This is a genomic window from Microbacterium sp. Root166 (assembly GCF_001427145.1).
Classification (GTDB): Bacteria; Actinomycetota; Actinomycetes; order Actinomycetales; family Microbacteriaceae; genus Microbacterium.
In genome coordinates, this window is record NZ_LMGL01000001.1 from 983,615 (window position 1) to 1,009,083 (window position 25,469).

At 70.7% G+C, this 25,469-nt stretch carries 24 protein-coding genes; 7 read left to right on the top strand and 17 right to left on the bottom strand.

Features of this window, described 5'->3' with window-relative positions; all coding sequences use genetic code 11:
• Nucleotides 1-15 precede the first annotated feature (15 nt).
• The 3 genes from ASD56_RS04480 to ASD56_RS04490 are packed head-to-tail and all read right to left on the bottom strand — an operon-like array spanning nucleotide 16 to nucleotide 2,686.
• A complete protein-coding gene (locus ASD56_RS04480) occupies nucleotides 16-885 on the bottom strand; it encodes a metal ABC transporter permease (protein ID WP_055961700.1) in 870 nt (289 codons plus the stop codon).
• Nucleotides 882-1,700, bottom strand: coding sequence for a metal ABC transporter ATP-binding protein (locus ASD56_RS04485; RefSeq protein ID WP_055961703.1), 819 nt, complete (start codon nucleotides 1,698-1,700; stop codon nucleotides 882-884). The genes ASD56_RS04480 and ASD56_RS04485 overlap by 4 nt, the downstream gene beginning before the upstream one ends.
• Complete coding sequence (locus ASD56_RS04490; RefSeq protein ID WP_055961706.1) at nucleotides 1,697-2,686, bottom strand: metal ABC transporter solute-binding protein, Zn/Mn family; 990 nt, start codon at nucleotides 2,684-2,686, stop codon at nucleotides 1,697-1,699. The genes ASD56_RS04485 and ASD56_RS04490 overlap by 4 nt, the downstream gene beginning before the upstream one ends.
• A 111-nt stretch (nucleotides 2,687-2,797) precedes the next feature.
• On the opposite strand from ASD56_RS04490, the gene ASD56_RS04495 reads away from it, so the two are divergent.
• A complete protein-coding gene (locus ASD56_RS04495) occupies nucleotides 2,798-4,336 on the top strand; it encodes a glycosyltransferase (protein WP_055961709.1) in 1,539 nt (512 codons plus the stop codon).
• Between the two features lie 104 nt (nucleotides 4,337-4,440).
• Here ASD56_RS04495 and ASD56_RS04500 read toward each other — a convergent pair whose 3' ends face one another.
• The 4 genes from ASD56_RS04500 to ASD56_RS04515 all read right to left on the bottom strand — a co-directional run bounded on the left by ASD56_RS04500 (nucleotide 4,441) and on the right by ASD56_RS04515 (nucleotide 9,167).
• A complete protein-coding gene (locus ASD56_RS04500) occupies nucleotides 4,441-5,799 on the bottom strand; it encodes a dihydrolipoamide acetyltransferase family protein (RefSeq protein WP_055961712.1) in 1,359 nt (452 codons plus the stop codon).
• Nucleotides 5,800-5,905: 106 nt separating this feature from the next.
• Nucleotides 5,906-6,871: an alpha-ketoacid dehydrogenase subunit beta gene (locus tag ASD56_RS04505; protein ID WP_055963647.1), complete on the bottom strand. Its 966-nt coding sequence runs from the start codon at nucleotides 6,869-6,871 to the stop codon at nucleotides 5,906-5,908.
• Nucleotides 6,872-6,885: 14 nt separating this feature from the next.
• Entirely contained in the window at nucleotides 6,886-8,049 is a 1,164-nt protein-coding gene (locus ASD56_RS04510) for a thiamine pyrophosphate-dependent dehydrogenase E1 component subunit alpha (protein ID WP_055961714.1), read from the bottom strand.
• Nucleotides 8,046-9,167, bottom strand: coding sequence for a histidinol-phosphate transaminase (locus tag ASD56_RS04515; RefSeq protein WP_082541247.1), 1,122 nt, complete (start codon nucleotides 9,165-9,167; stop codon nucleotides 8,046-8,048). Before ASD56_RS04515 ends, ASD56_RS04510 begins: the two co-directional genes overlap by 4 nt.
• Nucleotides 9,168-9,276: 109 nt before the next feature.
• Here ASD56_RS04515 and ASD56_RS04520 point away from each other — a divergent pair, with 109 nt between their 5' ends.
• Entirely contained in the window at nucleotides 9,277-9,669 is a 393-nt protein-coding gene (locus ASD56_RS04520; RefSeq protein WP_055961718.1) for a phage holin family protein, read from the top strand.
• Here ASD56_RS04520 and ASD56_RS04525 read toward each other — a convergent pair.
• Nucleotides 9,641-11,014 (bottom strand): hypothetical protein, encoded by a 1,374-nt coding sequence (locus ASD56_RS04525; RefSeq protein ID WP_055961720.1) that lies wholly within the window; start codon nucleotides 11,012-11,014, stop codon nucleotides 9,641-9,643. The two genes, ASD56_RS04520 and ASD56_RS04525, sit on opposite strands and share 29 nt — an antisense overlap.
• Complete coding sequence (locus ASD56_RS04530; protein WP_055961723.1) at nucleotides 11,014-11,295, bottom strand: hypothetical protein; 282 nt, start codon at nucleotides 11,293-11,295, stop codon at nucleotides 11,014-11,016. The genes ASD56_RS04525 and ASD56_RS04530 overlap by 1 nt, the downstream gene beginning before the upstream one ends.
• A 237-nt stretch (nucleotides 11,296-11,532) precedes the next feature.
• Here ASD56_RS04530 and ASD56_RS04535 point away from each other — a divergent pair, with 237 nt between their 5' ends.
• Both ASD56_RS04535 and ASD56_RS04540 read left to right on the top strand, forming a co-directional pair.
• Nucleotides 11,533-13,677: an amylo-alpha-1,6-glucosidase gene (locus ASD56_RS04535; protein ID WP_055961726.1), complete on the top strand. Its 2,145-nt coding sequence runs from the start codon at nucleotides 11,533-11,535 to the stop codon at nucleotides 13,675-13,677.
• Nucleotides 13,674-14,777, top strand: a complete 1,104-nt coding sequence (locus ASD56_RS04540) for a glycosyltransferase family 4 protein (RefSeq protein ID WP_055961729.1) — start codon at nucleotides 13,674-13,676, stop codon at nucleotides 14,775-14,777. Before ASD56_RS04535 ends, ASD56_RS04540 begins: the two co-directional genes overlap by 4 nt.
• Nucleotides 14,778-14,802: 25 nt before the next feature.
• On the opposite strand, the gene ASD56_RS04545 is transcribed toward ASD56_RS04540, so the two are convergent.
• Nucleotides 14,803-17,469: an ExeM/NucH family extracellular endonuclease gene (locus ASD56_RS04545; RefSeq protein ID WP_055961732.1), complete on the bottom strand. Its 2,667-nt coding sequence runs from the start codon at nucleotides 17,467-17,469 to the stop codon at nucleotides 14,803-14,805.
• 174 nt (nucleotides 17,470-17,643) lie between these two features.
• On the opposite strand from ASD56_RS04545, the gene ASD56_RS04550 reads away from it, so the two are divergent.
• Nucleotides 17,644-18,150, top strand: coding sequence for a low molecular weight protein-tyrosine-phosphatase (locus ASD56_RS04550; protein WP_200947456.1), 507 nt, complete (start codon nucleotides 17,644-17,646; stop codon nucleotides 18,148-18,150).
• A 35-nt stretch (nucleotides 18,151-18,185) separates the two neighbouring features.
• Nucleotides 18,186-19,568 (top strand): adenylosuccinate lyase, encoded by a 1,383-nt coding sequence (gene purB, locus ASD56_RS04555; RefSeq protein WP_055963657.1) that lies wholly within the window; start codon nucleotides 18,186-18,188, stop codon nucleotides 19,566-19,568.
• 6 nt (nucleotides 19,569-19,574) lie between these two features.
• Here the strand turns inward: purB and ASD56_RS04560 are convergent, their stop codons facing one another.
• The 3 genes from ASD56_RS04560 to ASD56_RS04570 all read right to left on the bottom strand — a co-directional run bounded on the left by ASD56_RS04560 (nucleotide 19,575) and on the right by ASD56_RS04570 (nucleotide 22,070).
• A complete protein-coding gene (locus tag ASD56_RS04560) occupies nucleotides 19,575-19,901 on the bottom strand; it encodes a hypothetical protein (RefSeq protein ID WP_055961736.1) in 327 nt (108 codons plus the stop codon).
• Entirely contained in the window at nucleotides 19,898-20,614 is a 717-nt protein-coding gene (locus tag ASD56_RS04565) for a hypothetical protein (RefSeq protein WP_055961738.1), read from the bottom strand. Before ASD56_RS04565 ends, ASD56_RS04560 begins: the two co-directional genes overlap by 4 nt.
• A gap of 70 nt (nucleotides 20,615-20,684) precedes the next feature.
• A complete protein-coding gene (locus ASD56_RS04570; protein ID WP_055961742.1) occupies nucleotides 20,685-22,070 on the bottom strand; it encodes a pyridoxal phosphate-dependent decarboxylase family protein in 1,386 nt (461 codons plus the stop codon).
• A 168-nt stretch (nucleotides 22,071-22,238) separates the two neighbouring features.
• On the opposite strand from ASD56_RS04570, the gene ASD56_RS04575 reads away from it, so the two are divergent.
• The gene (locus ASD56_RS04575) at nucleotides 22,239-22,679 is read left to right on the top strand and encodes a hypothetical protein (RefSeq protein WP_055961745.1); all 441 of its coding nucleotides are present in this window, start codon (nucleotides 22,239-22,241) and stop codon (nucleotides 22,677-22,679) included.
• A 43-nt stretch (nucleotides 22,680-22,722) separates the two neighbouring features.
• On the opposite strand, the gene ASD56_RS04580 is transcribed toward ASD56_RS04575, so the two are convergent.
• The 4 genes from ASD56_RS04580 to dnaB all read right to left on the bottom strand — a co-directional run bounded on the left by ASD56_RS04580 (nucleotide 22,723) and on the right by dnaB (nucleotide 25,303).
• A complete protein-coding gene (locus ASD56_RS04580) occupies nucleotides 22,723-23,109 on the bottom strand; it encodes a PPOX class F420-dependent oxidoreductase (RefSeq protein WP_055961748.1) in 387 nt (128 codons plus the stop codon).
• A gap of 24 nt (nucleotides 23,110-23,133) precedes the next feature.
• Nucleotides 23,134-23,364, bottom strand: coding sequence for a helix-turn-helix domain-containing protein (locus ASD56_RS04585; protein ID WP_055961751.1), 231 nt, complete (start codon nucleotides 23,362-23,364; stop codon nucleotides 23,134-23,136).
• A complete protein-coding gene (locus ASD56_RS04590; protein WP_055961754.1) occupies nucleotides 23,364-23,849 on the bottom strand; it encodes a DUF2975 domain-containing protein in 486 nt (161 codons plus the stop codon). Before ASD56_RS04590 ends, ASD56_RS04585 begins: the two co-directional genes overlap by 1 nt.
• Nucleotides 23,850-23,926: 77 nt before the next feature.
• On the bottom strand, nucleotides 23,927-25,303 hold the full coding sequence (gene dnaB, locus ASD56_RS04595; protein WP_055961756.1) for a replicative DNA helicase: 1,377 nt from the start codon (nucleotides 25,301-25,303) through the stop codon (nucleotides 23,927-23,929).
• Nucleotides 25,304-25,469 lie beyond the last annotated feature (166 nt).

Consider the following 25,469-nt stretch of genomic DNA (forward strand, 5'->3'; position numbering starts at 1 on the left):
GGACGCGGGAGGCGCTCATGCGTGCACCGCCTGGCGGGTGACCCGGCCGCGGCGCGAGCCGACGGCGCGGCAGACGAGGTAGATGACGAACGAGATGGTCGTGATGTACGGGCTCACCGGCAGGGTGCCGGCGATGGCGAGCAGGATGCCGCCCACGGCCGACACGAACCCGAACAGCGCCGCGAGCAGCGGCACCGCCAGCGGGCCGGTGGCGATGCGCATCGCCGCAGCGGCGGGGGTCACGAGCAGGGCCATGACCAGGAGCGCCCCGATGATGTGCACCGCGACGGCGACCACCAGTCCGAGCAGCAGCATGAAGGCGAGCGAGACGGCGGTCGTCGGTACACCGCGCGCGGCCGCCGACTGCGGGTCGAGCGAGTCGAAGCGCAGCGGGCGCCAGATGGCGAGCAGGCCGAGCAGCACGAGCAGGCTGATGACGACGAGCCAGCCCAGCTGGCCGGACTGCACCGAGACGATCTGCCCGGTGAGCAGGCTGAAGCGATTGGCGCTGCGGCCGTCGTACAGCGAGAGGAACAGGATGCCGAGGCCCAGGCCGAAGGGCATGAGGACGCCGATGATCGAGTTGCGGTCGCGCGCCCGCGCGCCGAGCCAGCCGATCAGCGCGGCAGCGATCAGCGAGCCGACGATCGACCCGGTGACGACGTCGCCGCCGATGAGCAGCGCCGCCGCCGCACCCGCGAACGACAGCTCGCTGATGCCGTGCACGGCGAACGCCATGTCGCGCTGCATGACGAGCACGCCGATGAGACCGCCGACCAGGCCCAGCACCGCGCCGGCCCACACCGAGTTCGACACCAGTGCGAGGATCTCGCCGTAGACCGGCAGCCCCCCGAACATCGCGTCGGCGACGTCGTCCCAGTTCATGCGTGGTCCTCGTCGTGGTGATGGTGGTGCGACTCCTCGGCGTCGGGCGCGCCGACCACGACGAGCCGATCGCCCGCCCGCAGCACGAACACCGGCGCGCCGTAGAGGTCGGTGAGCACGCGGGAGTTGAGGACCTCCTCGGGCGTCCCGAGCGTGAACCGTCCGCCGGCGAGGTACAGGATGCGGTCGACCTTCGACAGCACCGGGTTGATGTCGTGCGTCACCAGCAGCACGGCGGCGTTCTTCTCGCGCCGGTGGCGATCGATGAGGCCGATGACCGCCTGCTGGTTGGCGAGGTCGAGGCTCGTGAGCGGCTCGTCGCACAGCAGCAGGCCGGGGTCGTCGGCGAGGGCCTGCCCGGCGCGCAGGCGCTGCTGCTCGCCGCCGGACAGCTCGCCGACGGGGCGGTCCGCGAAGTCCTGGGCGTCGACGGCCGCGATGAGCTCGTCGACGCGAGCCGAGTCGCCCCGGCGCGGGAACGGCAGCCCGAAGCGGTGACCCGAGACGCCGAGCGTCACCAGGTCGCGGCCGCGCAGCGCCGTGTCGGGCGGCAGCGGGCGCGACTGCGGCAGGTAGCCGACGCGGCGGTTGCCGGCGCCGCGCACCGGCTCGCCGAGCACCGAGATCGTCCCCCCGCTCAGCGACTCCAGCCCGAGGATCGCGCGGAGCAGCGTCGTCTTACCCGAGCCGCTCGGGCCGAGCACGGCGATGAGCTCGCCGGGGCTGACGGTGAGGTCGAGCCCGGCCCACAGCTCCCGGTCGCCACGGCGGAGCGAGGCATCCGTGATCTGCAGCGCGGGCGCGCCGGAACTCACGCCGCCAGCGCGGTGCTCAGGGCCTCGATGTTCGCCTGCATCCACGAGATGTAAGTCTGGCCCTCGGGGAGCGTTTCTGAAAACGCGATCGTCGGGATGCCGCGGCTCTCGGCCTCGTCGAGGATCTGCGTCGTCTCGGCACCGCCGGTCTGCGTGTTCGTGATCACGACGCGCACGTCACCGCTCTCGAGAAGCCCGAGTGATTCGAGCAACGTCGCGGGCGCCACGTCCTGACCCTCTTCCACGGCCTCGCTGAAGTCGCCCGGAGTCGCGTTCGTCAGGCCTGCCGCCTCGATCAGGTACACCGGGACCGGCTCGGTCACGAAGACCTGGTCGCCGCCGTACGTGGCCGCCACTGCGTCCAGGTCCGCCTCGAGACCCTCGATCTCGGCGGTGAAGGCTTCGGCGTTCGCGGTGAAGGTCGCCGCGTCGTCGGGGCTGAGCTCACCGAGCTCGTGCGCGATCTCCTCGGCGACGTGTGCGACGGTGTGGGGGTCGTACCAGACGTGCTCGTTGAACCCCTCGATGTGGGCGTGCTCGCCATGCTCGTCCTCGGCGTGCTCGTCCTCTTCGTGCGCGGCCTCTTCGTCGTGGCCGGCGTTGTCGGGGTAATCGTGCGAGTACTCCGCCGCAGTGATGACCGGCGCTTCGCTGCCGCTGGACTCGATCAGCGCGTCGACGAACGAGTCGTAGCCGCCGCCGTTCTCGATGATCAAGTCCGCATCGGCGATCGTGAGCTGGTCGCGCGCGCTCGGCTCGAAGCCGTGGGGATCCTGCGCGTCGCTCGTCACGATCGAGGTCACCTCGACGAGGTCGCCGCCGACCTCCTCGGCGATCTGACCGTAGACGCTCGTGGACGCCACGACCTGCAGCAGGGCGTCGTCCGGCCCCTGTCCGCCGGCGGCGGCTCCGCTCGCGCATCCGGCCAGGGCGAGGGTGGATGCCGCGGCCAGGCCGAGCAGGGTCGTGCGTCGTCGGAGGGTCATGCCTCCACTGTAATGGTATTGAGAATCGTTCTCAAACCGGGGCTAGCGGGTGGTCCTGGGCGGGTCAAGCCCCGCTCCCGACCACGGTGCTGTCCGTAGCGTGAGCGGACCATGCCTGCTTCCTCCCGTCCCGACGCCGCGCCGCCGATCGCTCTCGCGAACCGGCGCCAGCTGATCGCGACCTGGGGCATCCCCGACCGCTATGGCGGCATGACGGCGTCGCTGCTGCATCGTGCCCGGTCGATCGTGCGGCTGACCGGCGCGACCGTCGACATCGTGACTTTCGACACCCGCCCGGATGTCGCGAGCATCCGCTCCCGCCTGATCGAGTGGGGCGAACTCGTCGACGGCGTTCGGCTGCGCAATGTCTACGAGGATCTCCGGCACGCACGACGGCGCCCCATGGCCGTCCCGATCGCCCCGGAGCTCGCCTCCCCACCGGGCGGCGACGTGACGGCGTGCCGGGACGGGAGCCTGGTGCTGTGGACGGACGATGCCGGCACGATCCTGCGGGCCGAGCACCGGCGCGCGGACGGGACCCTGGCGGTGCTCGATGAGCGCGAGCGTGCGGACGGACCACGGCGCCTGCTCACCGCGTTCGATCGGCACGGCCGCGCCACCGGCCAGTGGCGGACGGCGAAGCGCATGTACTTCGCGTGGCTCGACACGATCCTCGACGGCGACGCGGCGACGCTCGTGGTCGACAGCAAGACGGCGGCGCGCGCGCTGCAGCACTATCGGCGCCCCTCGGTGACGACCATCCACCGGGTGCACGGCTCGCACCTCGCCGGCGACGGCAGCGGACAGCTGTCGTCGGTGCGGCGCGACGTGTTCGAGCACCTCGACCGCTGGGACGCCGTGGCCCTGTTCACCGAGCGCCAGCGCTCCGACGTCGTCCGGATGCTGGGCGATCCCGGCAACCTCGAGGTGGTGCCCAACGCGATCACGGGCCCCGAGTCGCTCGGGCCCCTGCCCCCGGACCCGCTGCACGGCGTGATCGCCTGCCGCCTGGACCGCGCGAAGCGCGTCGACCAGTCGCTGCGCGTCATCGCCGCCGTGCGCGCCAAGGGTATCCCGGTCACCGTCGACATCGCGGGCGAGGGGTCACAGCGCACCGCGCTCGAGGCCGAGGCACGCCGGCTGGGGCTGGAGGGGGCGGTGCGGTTCCTCGGCTACACGCCGCACGCGAGACGGCTGCTGACGGGCGCGGCCTGGACGCTGCTGACCAGCAGGTCGGAGGGCACCCCGCTCGCGATCCTGCAGGCGATGGCCGCCGGCTGCATCCCGATCTCGTACGACGTGCCGTACGGCCCGGCCGATGTGATCCAGCACGGCCGCACCGGCTGGCTCGTGCCGGACGGCGACATCGCCGGAGCCGCGCGGCTGCTGGCGCTGCAGTGCCGGCTCGACGAAGGCAGCCGGGCCGCGATGCGGCGCGCGGCGCGCGAGTCCGCCCTGCGGAACACCGATCGCGTGGTCGTCGCGCGGTGGGCCGAGATCGAACGGGCCGCGGTCGCGCGCCACCGAGAGCGCGGCATCCCGGCCCCCGCGTCGCCAGACCGGCGACCGCTGACCGCGCGAGTCGCCGGGCGCGCCAAGCGCCTGCTCACCGCCGGCGTGCTCGTGCCGCTGCGGCGTTCCGCCCTCTGACCCGCGGCCCACGAACCGTCGCGGGTGGTCGTTCGCACCGCGGGCAGACAGCCACTGGCGACGGTTCGGCGACCCTCGACCCCGCCCGCTCTGACCGGCCTGCGTCAGTCGAGCAGCAGCGCGGGCTCCTCGAGGATCGACGCCACGTCGGCGATGAACCGCGACATGCCGTCGCCGTCGATGACGCGGTGGTCGAACGAGCCGGCGACCGTGGTGACCCAGCGCGGGCGCACCTCGCCGTCGACGACCCACGGCTTCTGGCGGATGGTGCCGAGGGCCACGATGCCGGCCTCGCCGGGGTTGATGATGGGTGTGCCCGCATCCATCCCGAACACGCCGATGTTCGTGATCGTGATGGTGCCCTGCTGCTGGTCGGCCGGCGTCGTGCGGCCCTCGCGCGCGGTGAGCGTGAGCTTCTCGAGCGCGCGGGCGAGGTCGCGCAGCGACAGGTCCTGCGCGTCCTTGATGTTCGGCACGAGCAGGCCGCGCGGGGTCGCCGCCGCGATGCCGAGGTTCACGTAGCGCCGCACCCGGATCTCGGCGCCGCCCTCGGCATCCACCCATGCGGCGTTCACCATCGGCGTGCGCTGCGCCGCCCAGATCACGGCGCGAGCCATGATCAGCAGCGGCGAGACCTTGATGTCGGCGAAGTCCGCCGAGGCTTTGAGCCGCTTGACGAGCTCCATGGTGCGCGTCGCGTCGACGTCGGTCCACACCGAGACGTGCGGCGCCGAGTAGGCCGACTGCACCATCGCCGACGACGTCGCCTTGCGCACGCCCTTGACCGCGATGGTCTCCTCGCGCGCCTCGACCGGCGGAGCCGAAGGACGGGACGGAACGGATGCCGCAGCCGGCGCCGCGACTGGGATGCGCTCCTCGCGCACGTCGCCCCACGCCGGGGTCTCGATGTTGCGGAAGACGCTGGCCTGCGAGGCATGCCGCACGACGTCCTCTCGCGTGACCTCGCCGGCGGCACCGCTGGGAGCCACGGCGCCGAGGTCGACGCCGAGGTCGCGGGCGAGCTTGCGGATCGGCGGCTTGGCGATGACCCCGACAGATGACTCGACCCGCTCCTGCGCGGTGGCCGCGGGCTTGCGCCGCCGTGACTGGACGGGACCCCCGGTGCCGTAGCCCACGAGGACGGCACCGTCGCCCTCGGCGGCGGGCTCGGCCGGGGCTCCGTGCTCGGACTGTCCGACGGTGGCCGGGCCTGCGGCATCCGTCGTCGACGCGATCGTGATGATCGCCGCCCCGACGTTGACCGTGTCGCCCTCACCGGCGAGGAGCTCGCCGACCGTGCCGGCGAACGGCGACGGGAGCTCGACGAGCGACTTCGCGGTCTCGATCTCGACCACGACGTCGTTGACCGCGACGACATCGCCGGGGGCGACGCGCCACGTGACGATCTCGGCCTCGGTCAGGCCTTCCCCGACATCGGGGAGGACGAAGGTCTGAATGCTCACTGGTAGTCCTTTCGATCACCGGTCGTCGAGCGAGCGGAGCGAGACGAAACGGGTCGCAGGACGCGTTTCGTCTCGTCGCTCCGCTCCTCGCTCAACGACCGGAACATCAGTAGGCGAGGGCCCGATCGACGGCCTCGAGGATGCGGTCGGCGTCGGGAAGGTAGGTGCCTTCGAGCTTGGCGGCGGGGAACGGGGTGTCGAACGCCGAGACGCGGAGCACCGGCGCTTCGAGCGCGTAGAAGGCCCGCTCCATGACGGTGGCGGCGACCTCGCTGCCCACGCTGGTGAAGCCCGGGGCCTCCTGCGCGTAGACCATGCGTCCGGTCCGGCGCACCGAGTCGAGGATCGGACCGTAGTCGATGGGCGAGAGCGAGCGGACGTCGACGACCTCGCAGCTGGTGCCCTCGGACTCGGCGAGCGCGGCCGCCTGCAGCAGCGTCGTGACCATGGCGCCGTGCCCGACGAGCGTGACGTCGGTGCCGCGGCGCACCACCCGGCTGGCGTGCAGCGGCAGAGCGCGCGAGGCGGTGTCGACCTCGCCCTTCTGCCAGTACTTGCTCTTGGGCTCGAGGAAGATGACCGGATCGTTCGACGCGATGGCGTCCTGAATCATCCAGTACGCGTCGTTCGCCGTGGACGGGCTGACCACCCGCAGGCCCGGAGTGTGCGCGAAGTACGCCTCGGGGCTCTCCTGGTGGTGCTCGACCGCGCCGATGTGTCCGCCGTAGGGGATGCGGATCACGACGGGCATCTGCAGCACGCCCTCGTGGCGGTTGGTGAACTTCGCCAGCTGCGAGGTGATCTGGTCGAACGCCGGGAAGACGAAGCCGTCGAACTGGATCTCGCAGACCGGGCGGAAGCCGGCCATGGCGAGCCCGATCGCGGTGCCGACGATGCCGGACTCGGCCAGCGGGGTGTCGAGCACGCGCCGGTCGCCGAATTCTGCCTGCAGCCCCTCGGTGACGCGGAACACGCCGCCGAGCTTGCCGATGTCCTCGCCCATGAGCAGGACCCGGTCGCTGCCGGCGAGCGCGGCGCGCAGGCCGGCGTTGAGGGCGCGGCTGATGGGCATGGTGGTCACGTCGCTCACGATGCGCCCTCCTCGAAGGATGCCTCGTACCCGGCGAGCCACGCCCGCTGCTCGTCGATCAGCGGATGGGGCTCGGAGTAGACGTGCGCGAACATGGCCTCGGTCTCGATGCCGCCCAGCGCGTTCGTGCGGGTGCGGACGTCGTCGGCCACCGCGCGGGACTCGGCCTCGACGTCGGCGAAGAACGCCTCGGAGGCGCCGCGCGCCTTGAGGAACGTCTCCATGCGCGCGATGGGGTCGCGGCGGCGCCACCACTCCTCCTCCGCCGAGGTGCGGTACTTCGTCGGGTCGTCGCTGGTGGTGTGCGCGCCCATGCGGTAGGTCATCGCCTCGATGGCGCGGGGGCCCTCACCGGACCGCGCCTCGTCGAGGGCGAGGCGGGTGACGGCCCAGCTCGCGAGGACGTCGTTGCCGTCGACCGGGATGCTCGGCATCCCGTAGCCCGCTCCGCGCCGGTACAGCGGTCCGCGCGACTGCGTCGCAACGGGGACCGAGATCGCCCACTGGTTGTTCTGCAGGAAGAAGACCTCGGGAGTCTGGTAGCTCGTCGCGAAGACCATGGCTTCGTGCACATCGCCCTGGCTGGACGCGCCGTCGCCGTAGTAGACGATGACGGCCTCGTCGCGCTCGGGCTCGCCGGTGCCGCAGCGCCCGTCGAAGACCAAGCCCATCGCGAGACCGGTCGCGTGCAGCGTCTGCGCGCCGAGCACGAGCGTGTAGATGTGCGTGTTGCCGTTCTTGGGGTCGGTCGGATCCCAGCCGCCGTGGGTGAGGCCGCGCATCAGGCGGATGATGTCGACGGGGTCGACGCCGCGGATGCGCGCGACCACGTGCTCGCGGTACGACGGGAACAGGTGGTCCTGCGTGCGCGCGGCCCGAGCCGAGCCGACCTGGGCCGCCTCCTGGCCGAAGCTCGGCGGCCACAGCGCGAGCTGCCCCTGGCGCTGCAGGTTGGTCGCCTGCACGTCGAACGCGCGGATGACGGCCATGTCGCGGTAGAAGCCCTCGAGGTCCGCATCGGCGAGGCCGTCGACGAGATCGAGGTACGGCTCCGCTGCGGCGGAGGGCGCGAATGAGCCGTCGGCCGCGAGGAAGCGGACGAGCGCGGGGTCATCCGGGTGCACGGCGACGTCGGGCGTCGCGGACTCGGTGACGCTCATCGGGTCACGCTCGCCTGGATGCCGCGGTGCCCCGCGGGGAGATCGTCGATGACGGATGCCGCGACCGCCACGATGCGCTGCACCGCAGCCTCTTCACCGACGGAGATGCGGATGCCGTCACCGGCGAACGGGCGCACGATCAAGCCGGCATCGTCGAAGGCCTGCCCGACCGAGAGGGTCTCGTCGCCCGCGGGGAGCCAGACGAAGTTGCCCTGGGCGGCGGGCACGCGCCAGCCGGTCTCGCGCAGGGCGTCCGCGAGCCGATCGCGGCGCTCGGCGATCTCGGCGACCCGGGCGAGCAGATCGGCTTCGGCGTCGAGGCTGGCGATTGCGGCGACTTCGGCCTGCGCCGTGACCGAGAGCGGGATGCTCGTGCTGCGGGCGGCATCGAGGATGCGGCGGTGGCCGATGGCGTAGCCGACGCGGAGGCCCGCCAGGCCGAACGCCTTCGAGAAGGTGCGCAGCACGACGACGTTCGGGTGCGCACCCGATGCCAGCACCCGGGCGCCGTCGACGGCCTCGGGATCGGTGACGAACTCGGAGTACGCCTCGTCCAGCATCACGAGGACGTCGGCCGGCACCTGGGCGACGAACGCATCGAACTCGGCCTGCGTGACGATCGGGCCGGTCGGGTTGTTCGGGCTGCAGACGATGACGGCCCGCGTGCGGTCGGTGATGGCCGCAGCCATGGCGGGCAGGTCGTGGCGCGCGTCCTCGGTGAGCGGCACCTGGACGCCCTTCGCGCCGGCGACGATCGCCAGCCACGGGTAGGCCTCGAACGACCGCCACGCGTAGATGACCTCGTCCCCCGGCCCGGCAGTGGCCTGGACCAGCTGGGCGAGGATCGACACGCTGCCCGCCCCGATGTGGACCTCGTCGGGGCCGACGCCGAACCGCGCGGCCAGGCGCTCCCGCAGTCGGGCGGCCGAGGCATCCGGATAGCGGTTCACCGCGGTCGTCGACTGCAGAGCCTCGACGACGCCGGGGAGCGGATCGAACGGGTTCTCGTTGCTCGACAGCTTGAACGCGTCGGAGCCGGCCTGGCGCCCCTGCTTGTACGGCGGCAGGGCTGCGATCTCGGGGCGGACGCGGATGGGGATGTCGGGGGCGTCGGTCACCCTGCGAGTCTACGAGCGCGATCATTGCCCGCGGGAGGATACGTGGACGTCCGAAAACACCCCCGTTCGTCCTCGCACCGGCCGGGCCCCGCATGCGAGACTGCGGCGTATGGGATTCCTCATCCGCGTCGTCGTCAACGCTTTCGCGATCTGGGTCGTCACCCTGATCACCGTGCTCGGGGTCACGGTCGTCCCGTTCCCGCCGGGCGAGACGCTGCAGTTCGTGCTGACGCTGCTGATCGTCGCGGCGATCTTCGCGCTGGTCAACACCCTCATCGGCACCGTCATCAAGGTGCTCGCGTTCCCGCTGTACATCCTCACGCTCGGCCTCATCGGCCTGCTCATCAACGCGTTCCTGCTGTGGCTCACGGCCTGGATCACGAGCTTCTGGGGTTGGGGCCTGCGGGTCGAGGACTTCTGGCTGGGCCTCATCGCGGCGATCATCATCTCGCTGATCAACTGGCTGTTCGGCATCATCCTCCGCCCTCGGAAGCGGGACTGAGCTCACCGGGCTCGCCCGCGCGGAGGGCACCGTACTCGACGACCTCGACGGACTCGGCACGGCCGAGCTCCTCGAACACGTCGTGCACGGCGTCGACCCGCGGATCGGACGAGGCGTCGATCAACGCCGCCGTCTCGGCGTAGGTCGCCATCTGGTGTGCCGGAATGTGCATGTCGTGCTTGCCCGTCGCCGGATCCGCCTCGCGCTCCACGATGAAGCTGCCCGGAGCGCCGACCGGCGTGGAGTGACCGCCCCCGGCGAGCGCGGCCGCGGGGTCGTCGGTGTGCCGCACTGCGACGCTGAGGGTCGACGCGCCGAGGTCGGCCTCGACCGGCGACCCGAAGGCCACGTGGGTGCGGACGTCGTAGCCCTCCTCGAGCGCGATGTGCGCCGTGATCATGCCGCCCTGCGAGTGCGCGAACGCGTGCACCACATCGCCCGGCTGGGCGCCCGCTGCTGCGAGGGCGGCGACAGTGGCCTCGTAGGAGGCCGACGCGTTGCCGGTATAGAGCTGCGCGTTGGACAGGTTGTCCCACGCGTCGTCGCCGCCCACCCCGTACGACTGCGTGCCCGCGACGTACACGGCGTACTGCTTGGAGCCGTCGCTCATCGTGTAGGTCTCGACCCTCACGCGCGAATCTCCGCCGCCGGGCATGCGCGCCGCGACTGCGGCCAGATCGGCCGGCGCCGCCGTGGCGGTCGGCGCCGGCGGAAGGGGCACGAGCATCGCCTCCACGCCGCGTCCCGAAAGCCGCGCATCGGCCGGGACCCGGCCCTGCCCCCCGTACCCGGTGATCGTCGCCAGCCCGATGGTGCCCAGACCCAGGGCAGCGCCCGCGATGACGCCGCCTTCGGGACCGATCTCCATGCCGCCGAGCAGGCCGAGCTCGGTGGCCTGACGCACCAGGTGCGCCGGCCACATGACCGCGCGATCCAGTTCCGCCGTCGACGCGGCCCAGAGCACATCCGGGTATCGCTCGACGAGCGCGTCGCGCCGGTCCTTGATGAGCGCCGCCGCGTCGAAGTCACCGGCCCAGACCGCGGCGCGGTACGCGACGTTGATCTCGACGAGCTCGTACATGGCCGCCGCCTCGCGGAGCGCGTCGCCGACCAGCGTGGCCTTCTCGATGCACGTGACCAGCCGGGTTCGCAGCACGTCGGTGTCGTGCCAGGCATCGACTCCGTGGTGCCCCTGGTCTCCGAGCACCGACTGCACGGCATCCAGGCGCAGCGAGACCGACTCGAGGTCGCCGCGCACCTGAACGAACGCGTCTGCGGTGCTGCGCAGCGTCTCGGTATCGACGGCGACCACACCGCCGCCCCGGATCTCCATCTCGCCCGACATCACACCCCTCCGGCGCGATACGTCCAGGCGTTGTCACGGGCACGCGCAGCGGCGTCGCGCGCGGCGTCGGCGAGGTCGTACAGCCCGGCGACGTCGCGTGCCCACTCGTCAGCCTGGGTATGGAACGCCTCCGCAGCGCGCGCCTGCCAGTCGGTCGCGGCGGCGAGGGCCAACGCCACCGTGGCGCTGTCGATCAGCCTTTGGCCGAGCCGCTCGAGCTCGCGGACGACGAAGTTCAGCTGTGCGGCGGTCGCCGCCCCGCCTGTGGTGTCGTAGAACATCGCCCCATGCTCGACCGCGGGCGCACACCGACGATGACCGGGATGGGGGTCTGTGCACGACAGCGCCCCGCCGCGGCCTGTGCAGGAGTCACAGCGCACCAACGGTCGGACCACTAGCAAGCGGGGCCGGATGGGTCAATCCCCCTTGCTCCGACGCGGAGGGCGCCTAACGTCGCCGCATCCGAAGTGAGCGCGCTGCCCGTCGCGCGCCGCCCCCCGACGTTCGGAGGCACGTCTATGGCCGGATGGAATGCGGACACGCTCGCCCCTCCTGTGGGAGCCGGATCCGTCACGATCCTCGAAGGATCCTCGTTCTGCACCTCCGCCGCGAACGGCGACATCGTTCCCGACCTGCCCTACGGCCTGTTCTTCCGCGACACCCGGATCGTGTCGCGATGGGTGCTGCTCATCGACGGCGCCCCGGTCGAGTCGCTGTCGTCACTGACGCCCGAGCCCTATCACGCCGTGTTCGTCGGACGCGCGGGTCACCTGCCCGGCCGCGCCGACACCCCGCTGACGGTCGAGCGGGATCGACACGTCAACGGCGGACTGCGCGAACGCCTCACCATCCGCAGCTACTCGAACGACCCGATGTCGTTCCGGGTCGAGATGCTGCTCGAGGCCGACTTCGCCGACATCTTCGAGGTGAAGGAGGGCAGGGCACGCGGCATCCCGCGCCCTACGCGCCGCGATGACTCCGGCCGCTTCCGGGTCGATGCGGTCGGCATGGTCGACCCGCTCGGCCTGGTCGTGCAGGCTCCCGAGGCCACCGTCGCCCGGGACCGGATCGCCTTCCGGGTCGTGCTGCCGCCCCGCGGCAGCTGGACCCAACTGCTCGTCGTCTGCCCGACGGTGAACGGCGAGGAGGTCACGCTGGGTCCACCGGTCGAAGGGCCGCTGCAGCACGAGGAGCCGGTGCGCCGGCTGCTCGCCTGGCAATCGGGAGTGCCCGTCGCCTCGATGGAGGACGGCGCGCTCGAGCGGGTGGTGCGCCAGAGCCAGCGCGACCTCGGCTCGCTCCGCATCTTCGACCCGAACCACACCGACCGCGCCGTCGTCGCGGCGGGCGTGCCGTGGTTCATGGCCCTGTTCGGACGCGACTCCCTGCTCACCGCCTACATGGCGCTGCCACTGGACCCCACCCTGGCGCTCGGTACGCTCCAGACCCTCGCGGACCTGCAGGGCACGGCCTGGGACCCGGCCTCCGAGGAGCAGCCCGGCCGCATCCTCCATGAGGTGCGACTCGGCGCCACCACGAACCTCGCGCTCGGCGGGGAGTCGGTGTACTACGGCACGATCGATGCCACGCCGCTGTTCGTCGTGGTGCTCGGCGAGCTCGCCCGCTGGGGCGGCCTGCCCGACGACGCGGGCGCGCTGCTGCAGGCCGCGGACCGTGCGCTCGAGTGGATCGAGCGCGACGGCGACCGTGACGGCGACGGCTTCGTCGAGTACGCACGGCTCAACGACTTCGGCCTCATCAACCAGGGCTGGAAGGACTCGTGGGACGGCGTCAACTTCGCCGACGGGTCGCTCGCGGATCCCCCCATCGCGCTCTGCGAGGTGCAGGGCTACGTCTATGCGGCGTACCGCGCTCGTGCCCTGCTCGCCACGATGAGCGGCGAAGCATCCGTCGCGCGGGAGTGGGACGCGAAGGCGGACGAGCTCAAGGTCCGGTTCAACGAGCGCTTCTGGATCCCCGACCGGGGGTGGTACGCCATCGCACTCGACGGCGACAAGCGGCAGGTCGACGCATGCGCGTCCAACATGGGTCACTGCCTGTGGACCGGCATCGTCGACGACGACAAGGCCCCCCGAGTCGCCGAAGCCCTCATGTCGCAGCGGATGTTCACCGGGTGGGGCGTGCGTACGCTGGCCTCGGACATGGGCGCGTACAACCCCGCGAGCTACCACAACGGCTCGGTCTGGCCCCACGACAACGCCATCGTCGCCGCCGGACTCATGCGCTACGGATTCGTCGAGGAGGCCCAGCGCATCACCGTCGGCCTGTTCGAGGCGGCGAACCGCTACGGCGGCCGCCTGCCCGAGCTGTTCTGCGGCTTCGATCAGGAGGAGTACCCGGAACCCGTCGTGTACCCGGCCTCGTGCTCGCCTCAGGCGTGGGCCGCGGCAGCGCCGCTGTCGCTGCTGCGCACGGTGCTGCGCTTCGACCCGTCGGTGCCGAGCGGCGAGGTCTGGGTCGCGCCGGCTCTGCCACCCGAGTTCGGCGACGTCCACCTTCGCAACGTCCCCTTCGCCGGGTCCCGGGTATCCGTCGACGTTGCGGGCGACACGACCACGATCGAGGGGCTGCCCGACCACCTCACCCTGCACCACGAGCCGCGCGGCGCGCGGACCGCGTCCAGTCGGCGGAGGACGCCATGAGGATCGGCATCATCGCTCCGCCGTGGATCCCGATCCCGCCGACGGCGTACGGCGGCATCGAGTCCTTCATCGACATGCTCGCCGTCGAGCTCGCCGAAGCCGGTCATGACGTGGTGCTCGCGGCATCCGGCGACAGCACCTGCCCCGTCGAGCGGCTTCCCGGGTTCCCGGCCGCCGACCCCGCCGCGATCGGCACGACGTCCGCGGAGCTGCGCCACCTGATCCGCGCCTACGCCGGCCTCGACGACGTCGACGTGATCGTCGACAACACCCTCGGCGGGCCGGTGCTCGCCCGCAGCGCCGCCCGACGGCCCGTCGTGACCATCGTGCACAGCCCGTTCGAGGACGTCGTGCTCGAGCTCTTCGGCGCCACGGGACCCGAGATGACGTTCGTCGCCATCTCCCACCATCAGGCGTCCACCTCGCGTCACATCCGCGTCTCGGAGGTCATCCACCACGGCATCCGGGTGCAGGATGTGCCGGTCGGACCCGGCGGAGACGACGCGTGCTTCGTGGGGCGGATGCATCCGGCGAAGGGGCTCCTCGAAGCGATCCGGGTCGCCGAGCTCGCCGGCATCCGCCTACGGATCGCGGCGAAGATGCGCGAGCCCCTCGAGCAGGCGTACTTCGACGAGGTCGTGCGCCCGGCGCTGGGATCGAACGCGGAGTACGTCGGCGAGCTGTCGACCGAGGAGAAGTACGAGCTCACCGGCGCCTCGTGCGCGCTGCTGAACCCCGTTCAGTGGGACGAGCCGTTCGGCCTGGTGATGATCGAAGCCCTCGCGACCGGAACCCCCGTCGTCGCCACCCCGCGCGGATCGGTGCCTGAGATCGTGCAGCCGGGCCGCAACGGCTTCATCGACGACGACCTGCACGACCTTGCCGCCGCACTTCAGCAGGCGCGTTCGCTCGATCGGGCTACCTGCCGCGCCGGCGTCGAAGAGCGCTTCACCGCGGCTCAGATGGCCCAGAGGTACGTCGCGCTGTTCGAGCGGATCCTCGAGAAGGGACCCCGCCGCGTCGGCGAGGGCACCCTGGCCGCTCTGCCGCTCGAGCGCTCGCGCGTGCCCCTGCCGAACGCACGAGACGCCGCCTCCTGAGGAAGCGGCGTCTCGGCGGAGGGCGTCAGAAGAGGTTCTTCAGCCCCTTGATCCCGACGACGACCGTGGCCGTGTCCGTCGCCGTGTTGCCCGCGGCATCCGTCGCCGTATAGGTGAAGGTGTAGATCGCGCCGTTCACGGCCTTCACCTCGAACCGACGGTCATCGAGCTGCGTGACCTCGGCGCGGGTGGACCCGCTCGCCTCGACCCCGGTCAGCGCGACCGTGACCTCGCCGCGATCGTCGGATGCCTCGACCAGCACCGTCACGGTGTGGTCCTTGTTGTTCGGCGCGAGGATGAACCACGGCACCGCGACCGCCTGGATCTCGGGCGCGGTGGTGTCGGGGGGCGTGAGGTCCAGTCCCACCAGCACCGGGTCGTGGTCGCTCGACCGGAACGGGTCGGGCGCGAACAGCGCGTCCTGTGCCGGCAGCTTGAACGACATGTCGTAGTCGATCAGGCTCGGCTCGTCGGCGTTGATGTTCCACGGCGCGGCGCCGCGGACGTCGGCCAGCAGGCCCGGCCCTGCCAGAGCGTGGTCGAGGTAGCCGAGCTGACCGTCGAACACGTAGCTGTAGGCATCCTCTCCCTGGTACTTCAGCAGGAGATCGGTGTAGCCCTTCGCCGTGAGCGTCGCGATCGGGTCCTCCTTGTCGTACGCGTTGAGGTCGCCGATGATGAGCTCGCGGCCGACGGTGCCCTGACCGGTCGGGTCGGTGGCGAGCCAGTCGGCGAGCGCGGCGGCGGCCTGCGTGCGCGTGACGTTGCAGTTGCCCTGCAGCGGGTGCTCAGGGTCGCCGGTGCACGCCGATCCCTTGGACTTCAGGTGGTTCACCACGACCGTGAACTTCGCGCCATCCGCGTCCTGGAACGTCTGCGTAAGTCCCGGCCGGTTGCGGTCGTCGAGCCAGCGGGCGTCCTTCTCCTGGTTCATGAGAGCGAAGGCGCCCACCGGCGTGACCGCAGCCGGCTTATAGAGCAGCGCCGTCTTGATCGAGTCGGTGCCGATCTTCCCGGTGGGAATGTACGCGTAGGTGCCCTCGCCGACCTTCGCGTTGAGGGCGGCCGTGATCGCCTTGACGGCGGCGTCGTCCTCGACGTTCTCGATCTCGATGAGGCCGAGCACGTCGGCGTCGATCTCGGCGAGCGCCGCCACGATCTTCGCCTCCTGGCGCTGGAACTCCTCGACGGTGTCCGCACCACGGGTGAGGTCGTCGTCGTTCGAGTTCGCCGGGGTCGGGTCGATGGTCGTGTAGTAGTTGAGCACGTTGAAGCTCGACACCACGAGATCGCCGCCGACGGCGGGGACGTCCGGTCGCGGATTGGTGACCTCGAACTCGGCGCCCTGCGTGGGCTGGATGGCGTACGCGCCGAACCGCTGGTCGAGGACTCCCGTGACATCGGTGACGAGGTCGCCGCCGCGGAACGTGTTCTGCAGCGTGAAGATCTCGCCGTTGGGGTGGATCGCCGGGTCGGGGTTCTGGCTGCTGCGCCCGTCGTCGATCGTGATCCGCTCGAGCAGGTTCTGCGCCGCGAGAGCAACGGCGGCGGGGTCGATCGGGGCGAACTGCGCCGTCGGCGTCGCCTGACGGTCCAGGCCGACATCGATCGTGCCGAAACGCCCGTACTCGAAGAACTCGAGGATCGCGAGGCTCTGCGGGAGCGTGACGTACATGCCCTCGACGGCTTCGCGCTGGGCGTCCGTCGCCGGGAGGGAGAACTCCAGCGGCGCGGGAAGCGCGGCGTCGGTCGCGCAGATCGCTGCGTCGATCGCCTCGATCTCGGTGAGGCCGCTGAACTCCTTGACCACTCCCACCACGTGCACCACGTCACCGGTCTCGACCGCGTCGCCGTTCGGGGCGAACACGAAGACGCCATCCGAGGTGGCGGCGATGCCGTCGCCGGCATCCTGCAGGTAGTACCCGCCGAACCCGCCGGTCTGGAAGTCGCCGACGACCGTGCCTTCGACGCGGACGGTCGTGCCCGCCACCGGCGATGCCGCGCCGCTGCCCTGCACCGCGCTGATCGCGGAGACATCGAGCGCACAGTCAGCGACTGGGGCCGGTGGGTCGACGGGCGGCTCGAGGTCGCTGCACTCGGTGGTGTGCGCGCCGAGTCCGGTGACCGTGTCGACGGCGAAGCCGTTCCACTGGACGGCCGGGTCGAAGGCATCCGCACCATTGGGATCGCCGACGCAGATCGCGGGCTTGCGCTGAAGCGTGTTGTCGGCGGTCGAGGTGAGGCCGGTGCCCCACTCGGTGCCGGGGTCGACGCCGATCTGGCCGAAGACGTCGACGACCGTGGCGTTCTTCACCAGCGCCAGGGCGTCATCGCCGTTGAAGAGGCCGGTGCCGGTCGTCTGATCGGCCTGCGCCAGGATCGCGGCGTTGGATGACGAATGGGCGACGACATGGACGCCTCCGGGTGCGATGGTGCCCGTCAGCTCGATGGTCACTCCTGCGGTCACCGCGCCATTGGAGAACTGCTGGAGGCGGTACGCCCCCGCACCGAGGTCGATCGGCGCGGGAGTGGGGTTGTAGATCTCGACGGCCTTGTTGTTGCTGGAGCCTTCGATCACCTCGCTGAGGATCAATTCAGCGGGGTCGGCAGCCATCGCAGGCGCCGCCATCAGCCCGGTCAGGGCGATGGCGGCGGCGGCGGTGGCTGCGACGGTTGCACGGAAACGGCGCACGGAACCTCCTGGACATGGGAAAAGGCCGGGTCGGCCTCCGGGCACAGGCTAGGCGAGCCTCCCGACGCGCGGAAGGCCTGGTCGAGGAGAGTTCCTTAACGATTCGTGTCGGCGGCGGTGATGGAGCCCTGTTCCCGCTTTGGCGAGCGCGAGAGGCAGGGCCAGAATGGTGCCATGACGGCCACTTCCGGAGACCCCTTCCGCGTGGTCTTCGTGTGCACCGGCAACATCTGCCGCTCGCCCATGGCCGACGTCGTCTTCCGCGGTCTGGCGGATGCCGCCGGCCTGGGCTCACGGGTGGCCTCGACCAGCGCCGGCACCGGCGATTGGCACGTCGGCGAGCGCGCCGATCAGCGCACCATCGACGCCCTCGACCGGGCAGGCTACGACGGCACCCGGCACCGCGCGCGGCAGTTCACCCACGCGGACTTCGCGCACAGCGACCTCGTCATCGCGCTCGACCGCAGTCACGAACGGATCCTCCACGGCTGGGCGCGCGGCGAGGGCGACGCCGACAAGATCGCGCTCCTGCTGTCGTTCGACTCCTCCGCCGCCACCCTCGATGTCCCGGACCCGTACTACGCCGGGCCGGGGATGTTCGATGAAGTGCTCGGTATGATCGAGAGCGCGAGCCGGGCGCTCTTCCGGCAGCTCGAACCCGCGATCCGCCCGGCGAAATGACGCCGGGCTCGCCCTTGCGTTCCGACGGGAGCACCGTGACCAACCTCCCCCCTCAGCCGCTGAGTCCTCTCGACGGCCGATACCGCGCCGCCGTCACCGGACTGGCCGACTACCTCTCCGAGGCGGGCCTCAACCGTGCCCGCGTCGAGGTCGAGGTCGAGTGGCTCATCGCCCTCACCGACCGGTCGCTGTTCGGCTCGTCGCCGCTGAGCGATGACGACAAGGCCCGGCTGCGCGCGCTGTACCTCGAGTTCGGCCAGGCCGAGATCGACTGGCTCGCCGAGAAGGAGGCGGTGACGCGTCACGACGTGAAGGCCGTCGAGTACCTGGTGCGCGACCGGCTCTCCACGCTCGGCCTCGACGCGATCGCCGAGCTGACGCACTTCGCGTGCACGAGCGAGGACATCAACTCCACGTCGTACGCGCTCACCGTGCAGCGCGCGATGCAGCGCGTCTGGCTGCCGAAGCTGCGCGCCGTGATCTCGGTCCTGAGCGACCTGGCCGTCGCGCACCGCGACGCGGCGATGCTCTCGCGCACCCACGGTCAGCCCGCGACGCCGACCACCATGGGCAAGGAGCTCGCCGTGTTCGCCTGGCGTCTCGAGCGCGTGGCCGCGCAGATCGAGTCCGGCGAGTACCTGGCGAAGTTCTCCGGTGCGACGGGCACCTGGTCAGCGCACCTCTCCGCCGAGCCCGACGTGGACTGGCCCGAGCTGACCCGCTCGTTCATCGAGGGGCTGGGTCTGGGGTTCAACATCCTCACCACGCAGATCGAGTCCCACGACTGGCAGGTCGAGCTCTACGATCGCGTGCGTCATGCCGGCGGCATCCTGCACAACCTCGCCACCGACGTGTGGACCTACATCTCCATCGGGTACTTCACGCAGATCCCGGTCGCAGGTGCGACGGGCTCGTCGACGATGCCTCACAAGATCAACCCGATCCGCTTCGAGAACGCCGAGGCGAACCTCGAGATCGCCGGCGGCCTGCTCGCCACGCTGTCGCAGACGCTCGTCACGAGCCGGCTGCAGCGCGACCTCACCGACTCGACGACTCAGCGCAACATCGGCGTCGCCCTCGGCCACTCGCTGCTCGCGCTCGACAATCTGCAGCGCGGACTCGGCGAGATCTCTCTCGCCGAGGACGTCCTGCTGGCCGACCTCGACGGCAACTGGGAGGTGCTGGCCGAGGCGATCCAGACCGTCGTGCGCGCCGAGATCGCCGCGGGCCGCTCGCAGATCACCGACCCCTACGCCCTGCTCAAGGACCTCACCCGCGGTCGCCGCGTCGGCGGGCCGGAGCTGGCCGAGTTCGTCCGCGGACTCGACATCGGCGATGCCGCGAAGGAGCGCCTGCTCGCGCTGACCCCGGCGACGTACGACGGGCTCGCGTCGAAGCTGGTCGACGAGCTCGGCTGACCCGGGTCAGGCCTTCGGGTCGGCGGATGCCGCGGCATCCGTCCCGTCGTCCTCGTCCGGCAGCAGCACCGGCTTGTCGATCGGCTTGGCGACCTGCGCCGGATCGACGGCCAGCAGCAGCAGCGAGACGATGAGCAGCACCGCGATGAAGGTGATCCCGGCGACGATCAGCGCGAGCACGACGGCGGCCTGGGTCTTCTCGGCGCCGCCCGCCTGGAAGAAGCCCATCGACACGAGCGTCACGACACCGGCGAACAGCGCGGCGCCGAAGGCGAGCCCGAGCAGCTGAACCGGCTTCATCAGGTCGCGGCGGGTGGGGCGGTCGTCGCTCACAGGGAATCCTTCTGGTCGGCGGAGACGGATGCCGTGGCCTCGGTCGCGACCGGGGCATCCTTTCGCGGCGAGAAGCCCGCGATCCCGAGATACACGGCGACGATCGCCGCGTAGGCACCGAAGATGCCCACGCCGATCGTGATGCCCGTGAGGGTGAACGTCTGGTGCGCTTCGTCGATCGTGTACTGCAATGAGTAGCCGGCCGGCACGATGGCCAGCCCGGCGGCGAGGAGCAGTCCCAGGGCGCCGACCACGACCGCGTCGCGGCTGTCGGACCGCCGCCCGGTGTCGGCGACCGCGGGGCGGGCATCGGCGACGCCCGGAGCGATGTCACGCCGGGTCCGCGGACCGCGGAGGCCGCGGAGGCCGCTGATGAGCTCGACCAGACCGGTCACCGCAGCCCACGCGATGACGACGGCGAAGAAGCCGGTGGCGGTGCGCAGCGGCCCGAGGCCGCCCACCATGCCGGCCACGAGGGTCAGGCCGCCCAGCACACCGGCGGGCCAGCGGAGGCCAGCGGGGTAGACGAGCCAGACCGACAGCAGCAGCACCAGACCGGTGGCGACGGCGTACCCGCTGAACACCGACATCCCGACCAGAGCGGAGTGGTCCGGCGAGAACGTGATCATCACCGCGGCGAGCGCGGCGAAGGCGGCACGCGCGAGCTGCACGTGACGCACGTCGAACGTGCGGGCGGAAGAAGCTGAGGTCACGGCGGATTCCTGCGAAGCGGAAGGGACGCCTCCAGTCTAGGCGCGCTGCCTGGACGAAGCCGCCGGGCGCTCAGGCCAGGGAGTCGAGGATGTCGACGAGCAGGTCATAGGTGGTCAGCGGGGAGATGATCGCGAACCGGAGGACGGGTTCCCCGGCGTGCGAGCTCGGCACCACGAAACCGCGCTGCTCTTCGAGGAGGCGGTCCGACCACGCCTGGTAGTCCGCCGCCGTCCACCCCTCCCGCCGGAACACGACGACCGACAGCTGCGGCTCGCGCACCAGCGACAGGCCGTCGCGGCGGGCGATCTCATCGGCGATGCGCCGCGCCAGGTCGATGCCGTACTCGATCGTCGCCCGGTACTGCGCGGTGCCGTGCGTGGCCAGCGAGAACCAGAGCGGCAGGCCGCGCGAGCGCCGGGTCAGCTGCACCGCGAGATCGGACGGGTTCCAGTCCGGCGACCCGGTGAGCGTGTCGAGGTACTCGGCCTTCTGCGTGTGCGCCTGCAGGGCGAGCGAGGGCTCGCGGTAGATGAGCGCGCACGCGTCGAAGGGCGCGAACAGCCACTTGTGCGGGTCCACGATCACCGAGTCCGCGAGCTCCACGCCGGCGAATGCGGGGCGCATCCGCTCGACGAGCATCGCCGCGAGGCCGTAGGCGCCGTCGACGTGCAGCCAGATGCCGCGCTCCTTGGTCACCGCGGCGACCGAGGCGATGTCGTCGACGATGCCGAAGTTCGTCGTGCCGCCGGTCGCGACCACGGCGAGCACAGCGCCCTCGTGGGCGTCCAGCACCGCGGCGAGCGCGTCGCCGTGGAGTCGGCCGCCGGCGTCCGGGGCGGCGGTGACGACGTCGACGTCCATCACCTCCGCCGCCGACGCGATGGACGAGTGCGCCTCGGCGCTGCACGCGATCACCCAGCGCGCCGGGTTCGGACGCCCGGCCTCCGCGTTGCGCCGGCGCGCGGCATCCCGTGCCGTCACCAGCGCCGAGAGGTTGCCGATGGTCCCGCCCTGGACGAAGACGCCGCCGGCGGTCGCGGGCAGGCCGAACTCCCGCCCGAGCCAGTGCAGCACCTCGTTCTCGGCGTAGACGGCGCCGGCGCCCTCCATCCACGAGCCGCCGTAGATCGCGGATGCCGACACGACGACGTCGAACGCAAGGGAGGCCTTGCTCGGCGCGGAAGGGATGAAGGAGAGGTATCCCGGGTGGTCCGTCGAGATGCACGCCGGAGCGAGGACGTTCTCGAACAGGGCGATGGCCCGTCGTGCGCCGATCCCGCCGTCGGTGATGGATCCCGACGCCAGCCGCGCGAGGTCGTTCGGCCGCAGCGGCTTGTCCAGCGGCACGTCCTCGTAGAGCGCACGGCGGCGGGCGTAGTCGAGCACGTCGTCGACCGTGTGGATCGTCTGCTCCGAGATGGCGTGCATCTGCTCGGGGCGCGCGGGCGAGGTCATGGCATCTCCATCGATCGGGTGACACCTCACGCTAGGCGCGCCCGCCGGGGCGGACAAGTCGGACCTGCGACAAGAGGGCAGGAATGGAGAAGCGGATGCCGCGGCTCGTGCGTAGCGTGAAACACGACAGGCCGCCGGTGCGGCCGCCACGACGTGAAGGAGAAGGACATGGCAGAGAAGACGACCTCGGACGGACTGAGTCAGGAAGAGCGGCAGGCCGTCAAGGACCGCGCGAAGGAGCTGCGCGCCCAGGCGAAAGCGGGCAAGAACCGCGAAGCGGGCTTGAAGCAGGTGCTCGAAGCGATCGGCAAGCTGGAGGGCACCGACAAGAAGCTGGCCGAAGGCCTGCACAAGGTCGTGTCCGAGACCGCGCCCGACCTCGTGCCCAAGACGTTCTACGGCTTCCCCGCGTACGCGAACGGCGACGGCAAGGTCGTGGTGTTCTTCCAGCCGGCGTCGAAGTTCAAGACCCGCTACGGCACGGTCAACTTCGACGAGCCCTCGCAGCTCGACGACGGCGACATGTGGCCGGTCGGCTTCGCGGTGATCGCGTGGACGTCCGAGGTGGAGAAGAAGATCACGCAGCTGGTGAAGAAGGCCGTCGGCTGACGTCCGGGCTCACGAGGGGTCGCCCGACGCGGGCGGCCCCTCGTCACGCACGGGGCGTCCGGAACTGCGCCGAGCCGAGAACGCGCTCGACCTGCAGCTCCAGCACGACGCGCTCCGGGTTCACCCGCGGCTGACGGTAGCGCGCCGCGTAGAGCGCGACGGCGTGGGCCACGGCATCCGGATCCGTCCGCACGCGAGCGGGCCCCTCGAAGCTGATCCAGCGGGCACGGTCCACCGAGCAGATCGTGGCGCGGCCGCGACGCTGGGCGTTGAGGAACTTCTGCGAGCCGCCGGTGCCGATGACCCGGACGATGCCCTCTTCATAGGTGAAGCCGACGGGAACCGCGTGGATGCGATCGTCGCGCCCGAGGGTCGACAGGGTGGCGAGGTGATACTCGCGGAGGAACTCGAGGGCGTCGTCGGTCAGCACTCGTCCAGCCTCGCACGCGGCGGGTCAGCCGGAGGCCGGTGGCCCCTCGCCGTCGGGCTCCCAGCGCAGGATGTCTCCCGGCTGGCACTCGAGCACCTGGCAGATCGCATCGAGCGTCGTGAAGCGCACCGCCTTCGCGCGCCCGTTCTTGAGCACCGCGAGGTTCGCCGGTGTGATCCCCACGCGCTCGGCGAGCGTTCCGACCGACATCTTTCGGCGGGCCAGCATGACGTCGACGTCGACGATGATGGCCATCAGATCACCTCATCCAGCTCGTCGCGCAGATGCCGCGCCTCGTTCTCGCGCTCCATCGCCTGCTTCAGGAGCATGCGCATGACGACGACCAGCAGCGCGACGCCGGCGATCACGAGCGAGGCGCCGCAGATCAGGCCCACGATGCCCGGCGCGGTTCCACCGGGCGCCAGGAACACGGCAAGGGCGAACATGAGAGCGGATGCCGCGGCGATCGCGCCGATGATCACGTCGACGTAGCGGAACGCCCCGGGCGAGAACACCGAGCCGCGGCGCACCATCGTCAGTAGCTGCCAGATGCAGACCGCGCACACCTGGAGTGTGACGATGCCCAGTGCGAAGAGGGTGATCAGCGTGATGCGGGCCCAGAGCTCGACGTCGTCGAGATCGCGCCAGACGGCCGGCAGGATCATGACCTGGACGAGCAACGAACCTGCGAGCGACAGTGCGATGACGACGCGCAGCGCCCAGATCGTCTTCTTCCCCATGCGAACTCCCGTTGATCTATCGATGTACGCATGGAATCTATCGAATAACGATAGAAATCACAACTCAGTCGATAGGTCTAGTGGAAGTCGCCGCCCGGTGCCATGTCGGTGAAGCGCGAGAAGTGCCCCTGGAACGCGACCGTGATGGTGTCGGTCGGGCCGTTACGGTGCTTGGCGACGATGAGGTCTGCCTCGCCCGCGCGCGGGCTGTCCTTCTCATAGGCGGCCTCGCGATGCAGCAGCACGACCATGTCGGCATCCTGCTCGATCGAGCCCGACTCACGGAGGTCGGAGAGTGCCGGCTTCTTGTCGGCGCGCTGCTCGGCTCCACGGTTCAGCTGCGAGAGGGCGATGACCGGCACCGCGAGCTCCTTCGCGAGCAGCTTGAGCGCTCGGGAGAACTCCGAGACCTCCTGCTGGCGGGACTCGACGCGCTTTCCCGAGGTCATGAGCTGGAGGTAGTCGATGACCACCATCTTCAGGCCGGCCTTCTGCTTGAGCCGTCGGCACTTCGCCCGGATCTCGACGAGGGTCATGTTGGGGCTGTCGTCGATGTAGAGGGGCGCGTCGTTGATGCGACCGCGGGTCGAGGCGATCGTGGTCCAGTCGCGCGAGTCGAGCGTGCCCTTGCGCATGGACTGCAGTGGCACCGAGCCCTCGGCGCTCATGAGGCGCATCGCGATCTCGCTGCGGCCCATCTCGAGCGAGAAGAAGATGGTCGGCATGTTGTGCTTGATGGCGGCCGAGCGCGCGAAGTCCAGCGCGAGCGTGGACTTACCCATGGCAGGTCGCGCCGCGATGATGATCATCTGCCCGGGGTGCATGCCGTTCGTGAGCTGATCCAGCCCGGAGAAGCCGGATGGGATGCCGGTCATTTGACCGTCGCGGCCGCGGGCGGCCTCGATCTCTTCGACGGCCGCGTCGACCGCGATGGTGAGCGGCACGTAGTCCTCGGCGGCCTCGGCGCCGGTGACCGAGTAGATCTCGGCCTGCGCGTTGTTCACGAGGTCGAGCGCCTCACCCTGACCGGAGTAACCCATCTGGACGATGCGGGTGCCGGCGTCGACCAGCCGGCGCAGCAGTGCGCGCTCCGACACGATGGAGGCGTAGTACCCGGCGTTCGCCGCCGTCGGCACGATCGAGGTCAGCGTGTGAAGGTAGTCGGCGCCACCGGCGCGCTGCAGCTCGCCGCTCTTGATGAGCTCGTCGGTGACGGCGACGACATCCGTCGGCTCGCCGTGCGAGTAGAGCGTCAGGATCGCTTCGAAGATCAGCTCGTGCTTCGGGATGTAGAAGTCGGTGCCGCGCAGCGTCTCGATGACGTCGGCCACCGCATCCTTCGACAGCAGCATGCCGCCGAGGGCGCTCTGCTCGGCGAGGAGGTCATGCGGAGGGGTGCGCTCGAACTCGCGCGGTCCGCCCATGCGCTCTTCCGAGATGTCGGCGATCGACATAGGTGCAGGATCCTCCACGTGTTCGATCGATGCTCGACCCGAAGGGCCGCGCCCCACGTTAGGCAGGGGTCCGGACACCTGCAACACGGCCTGTGGATAACTATGTGGAAAGACTGCGAGAAACGCCGGGAGACCTGTGAACAACGGGTGTGGACAAAGGCGGATC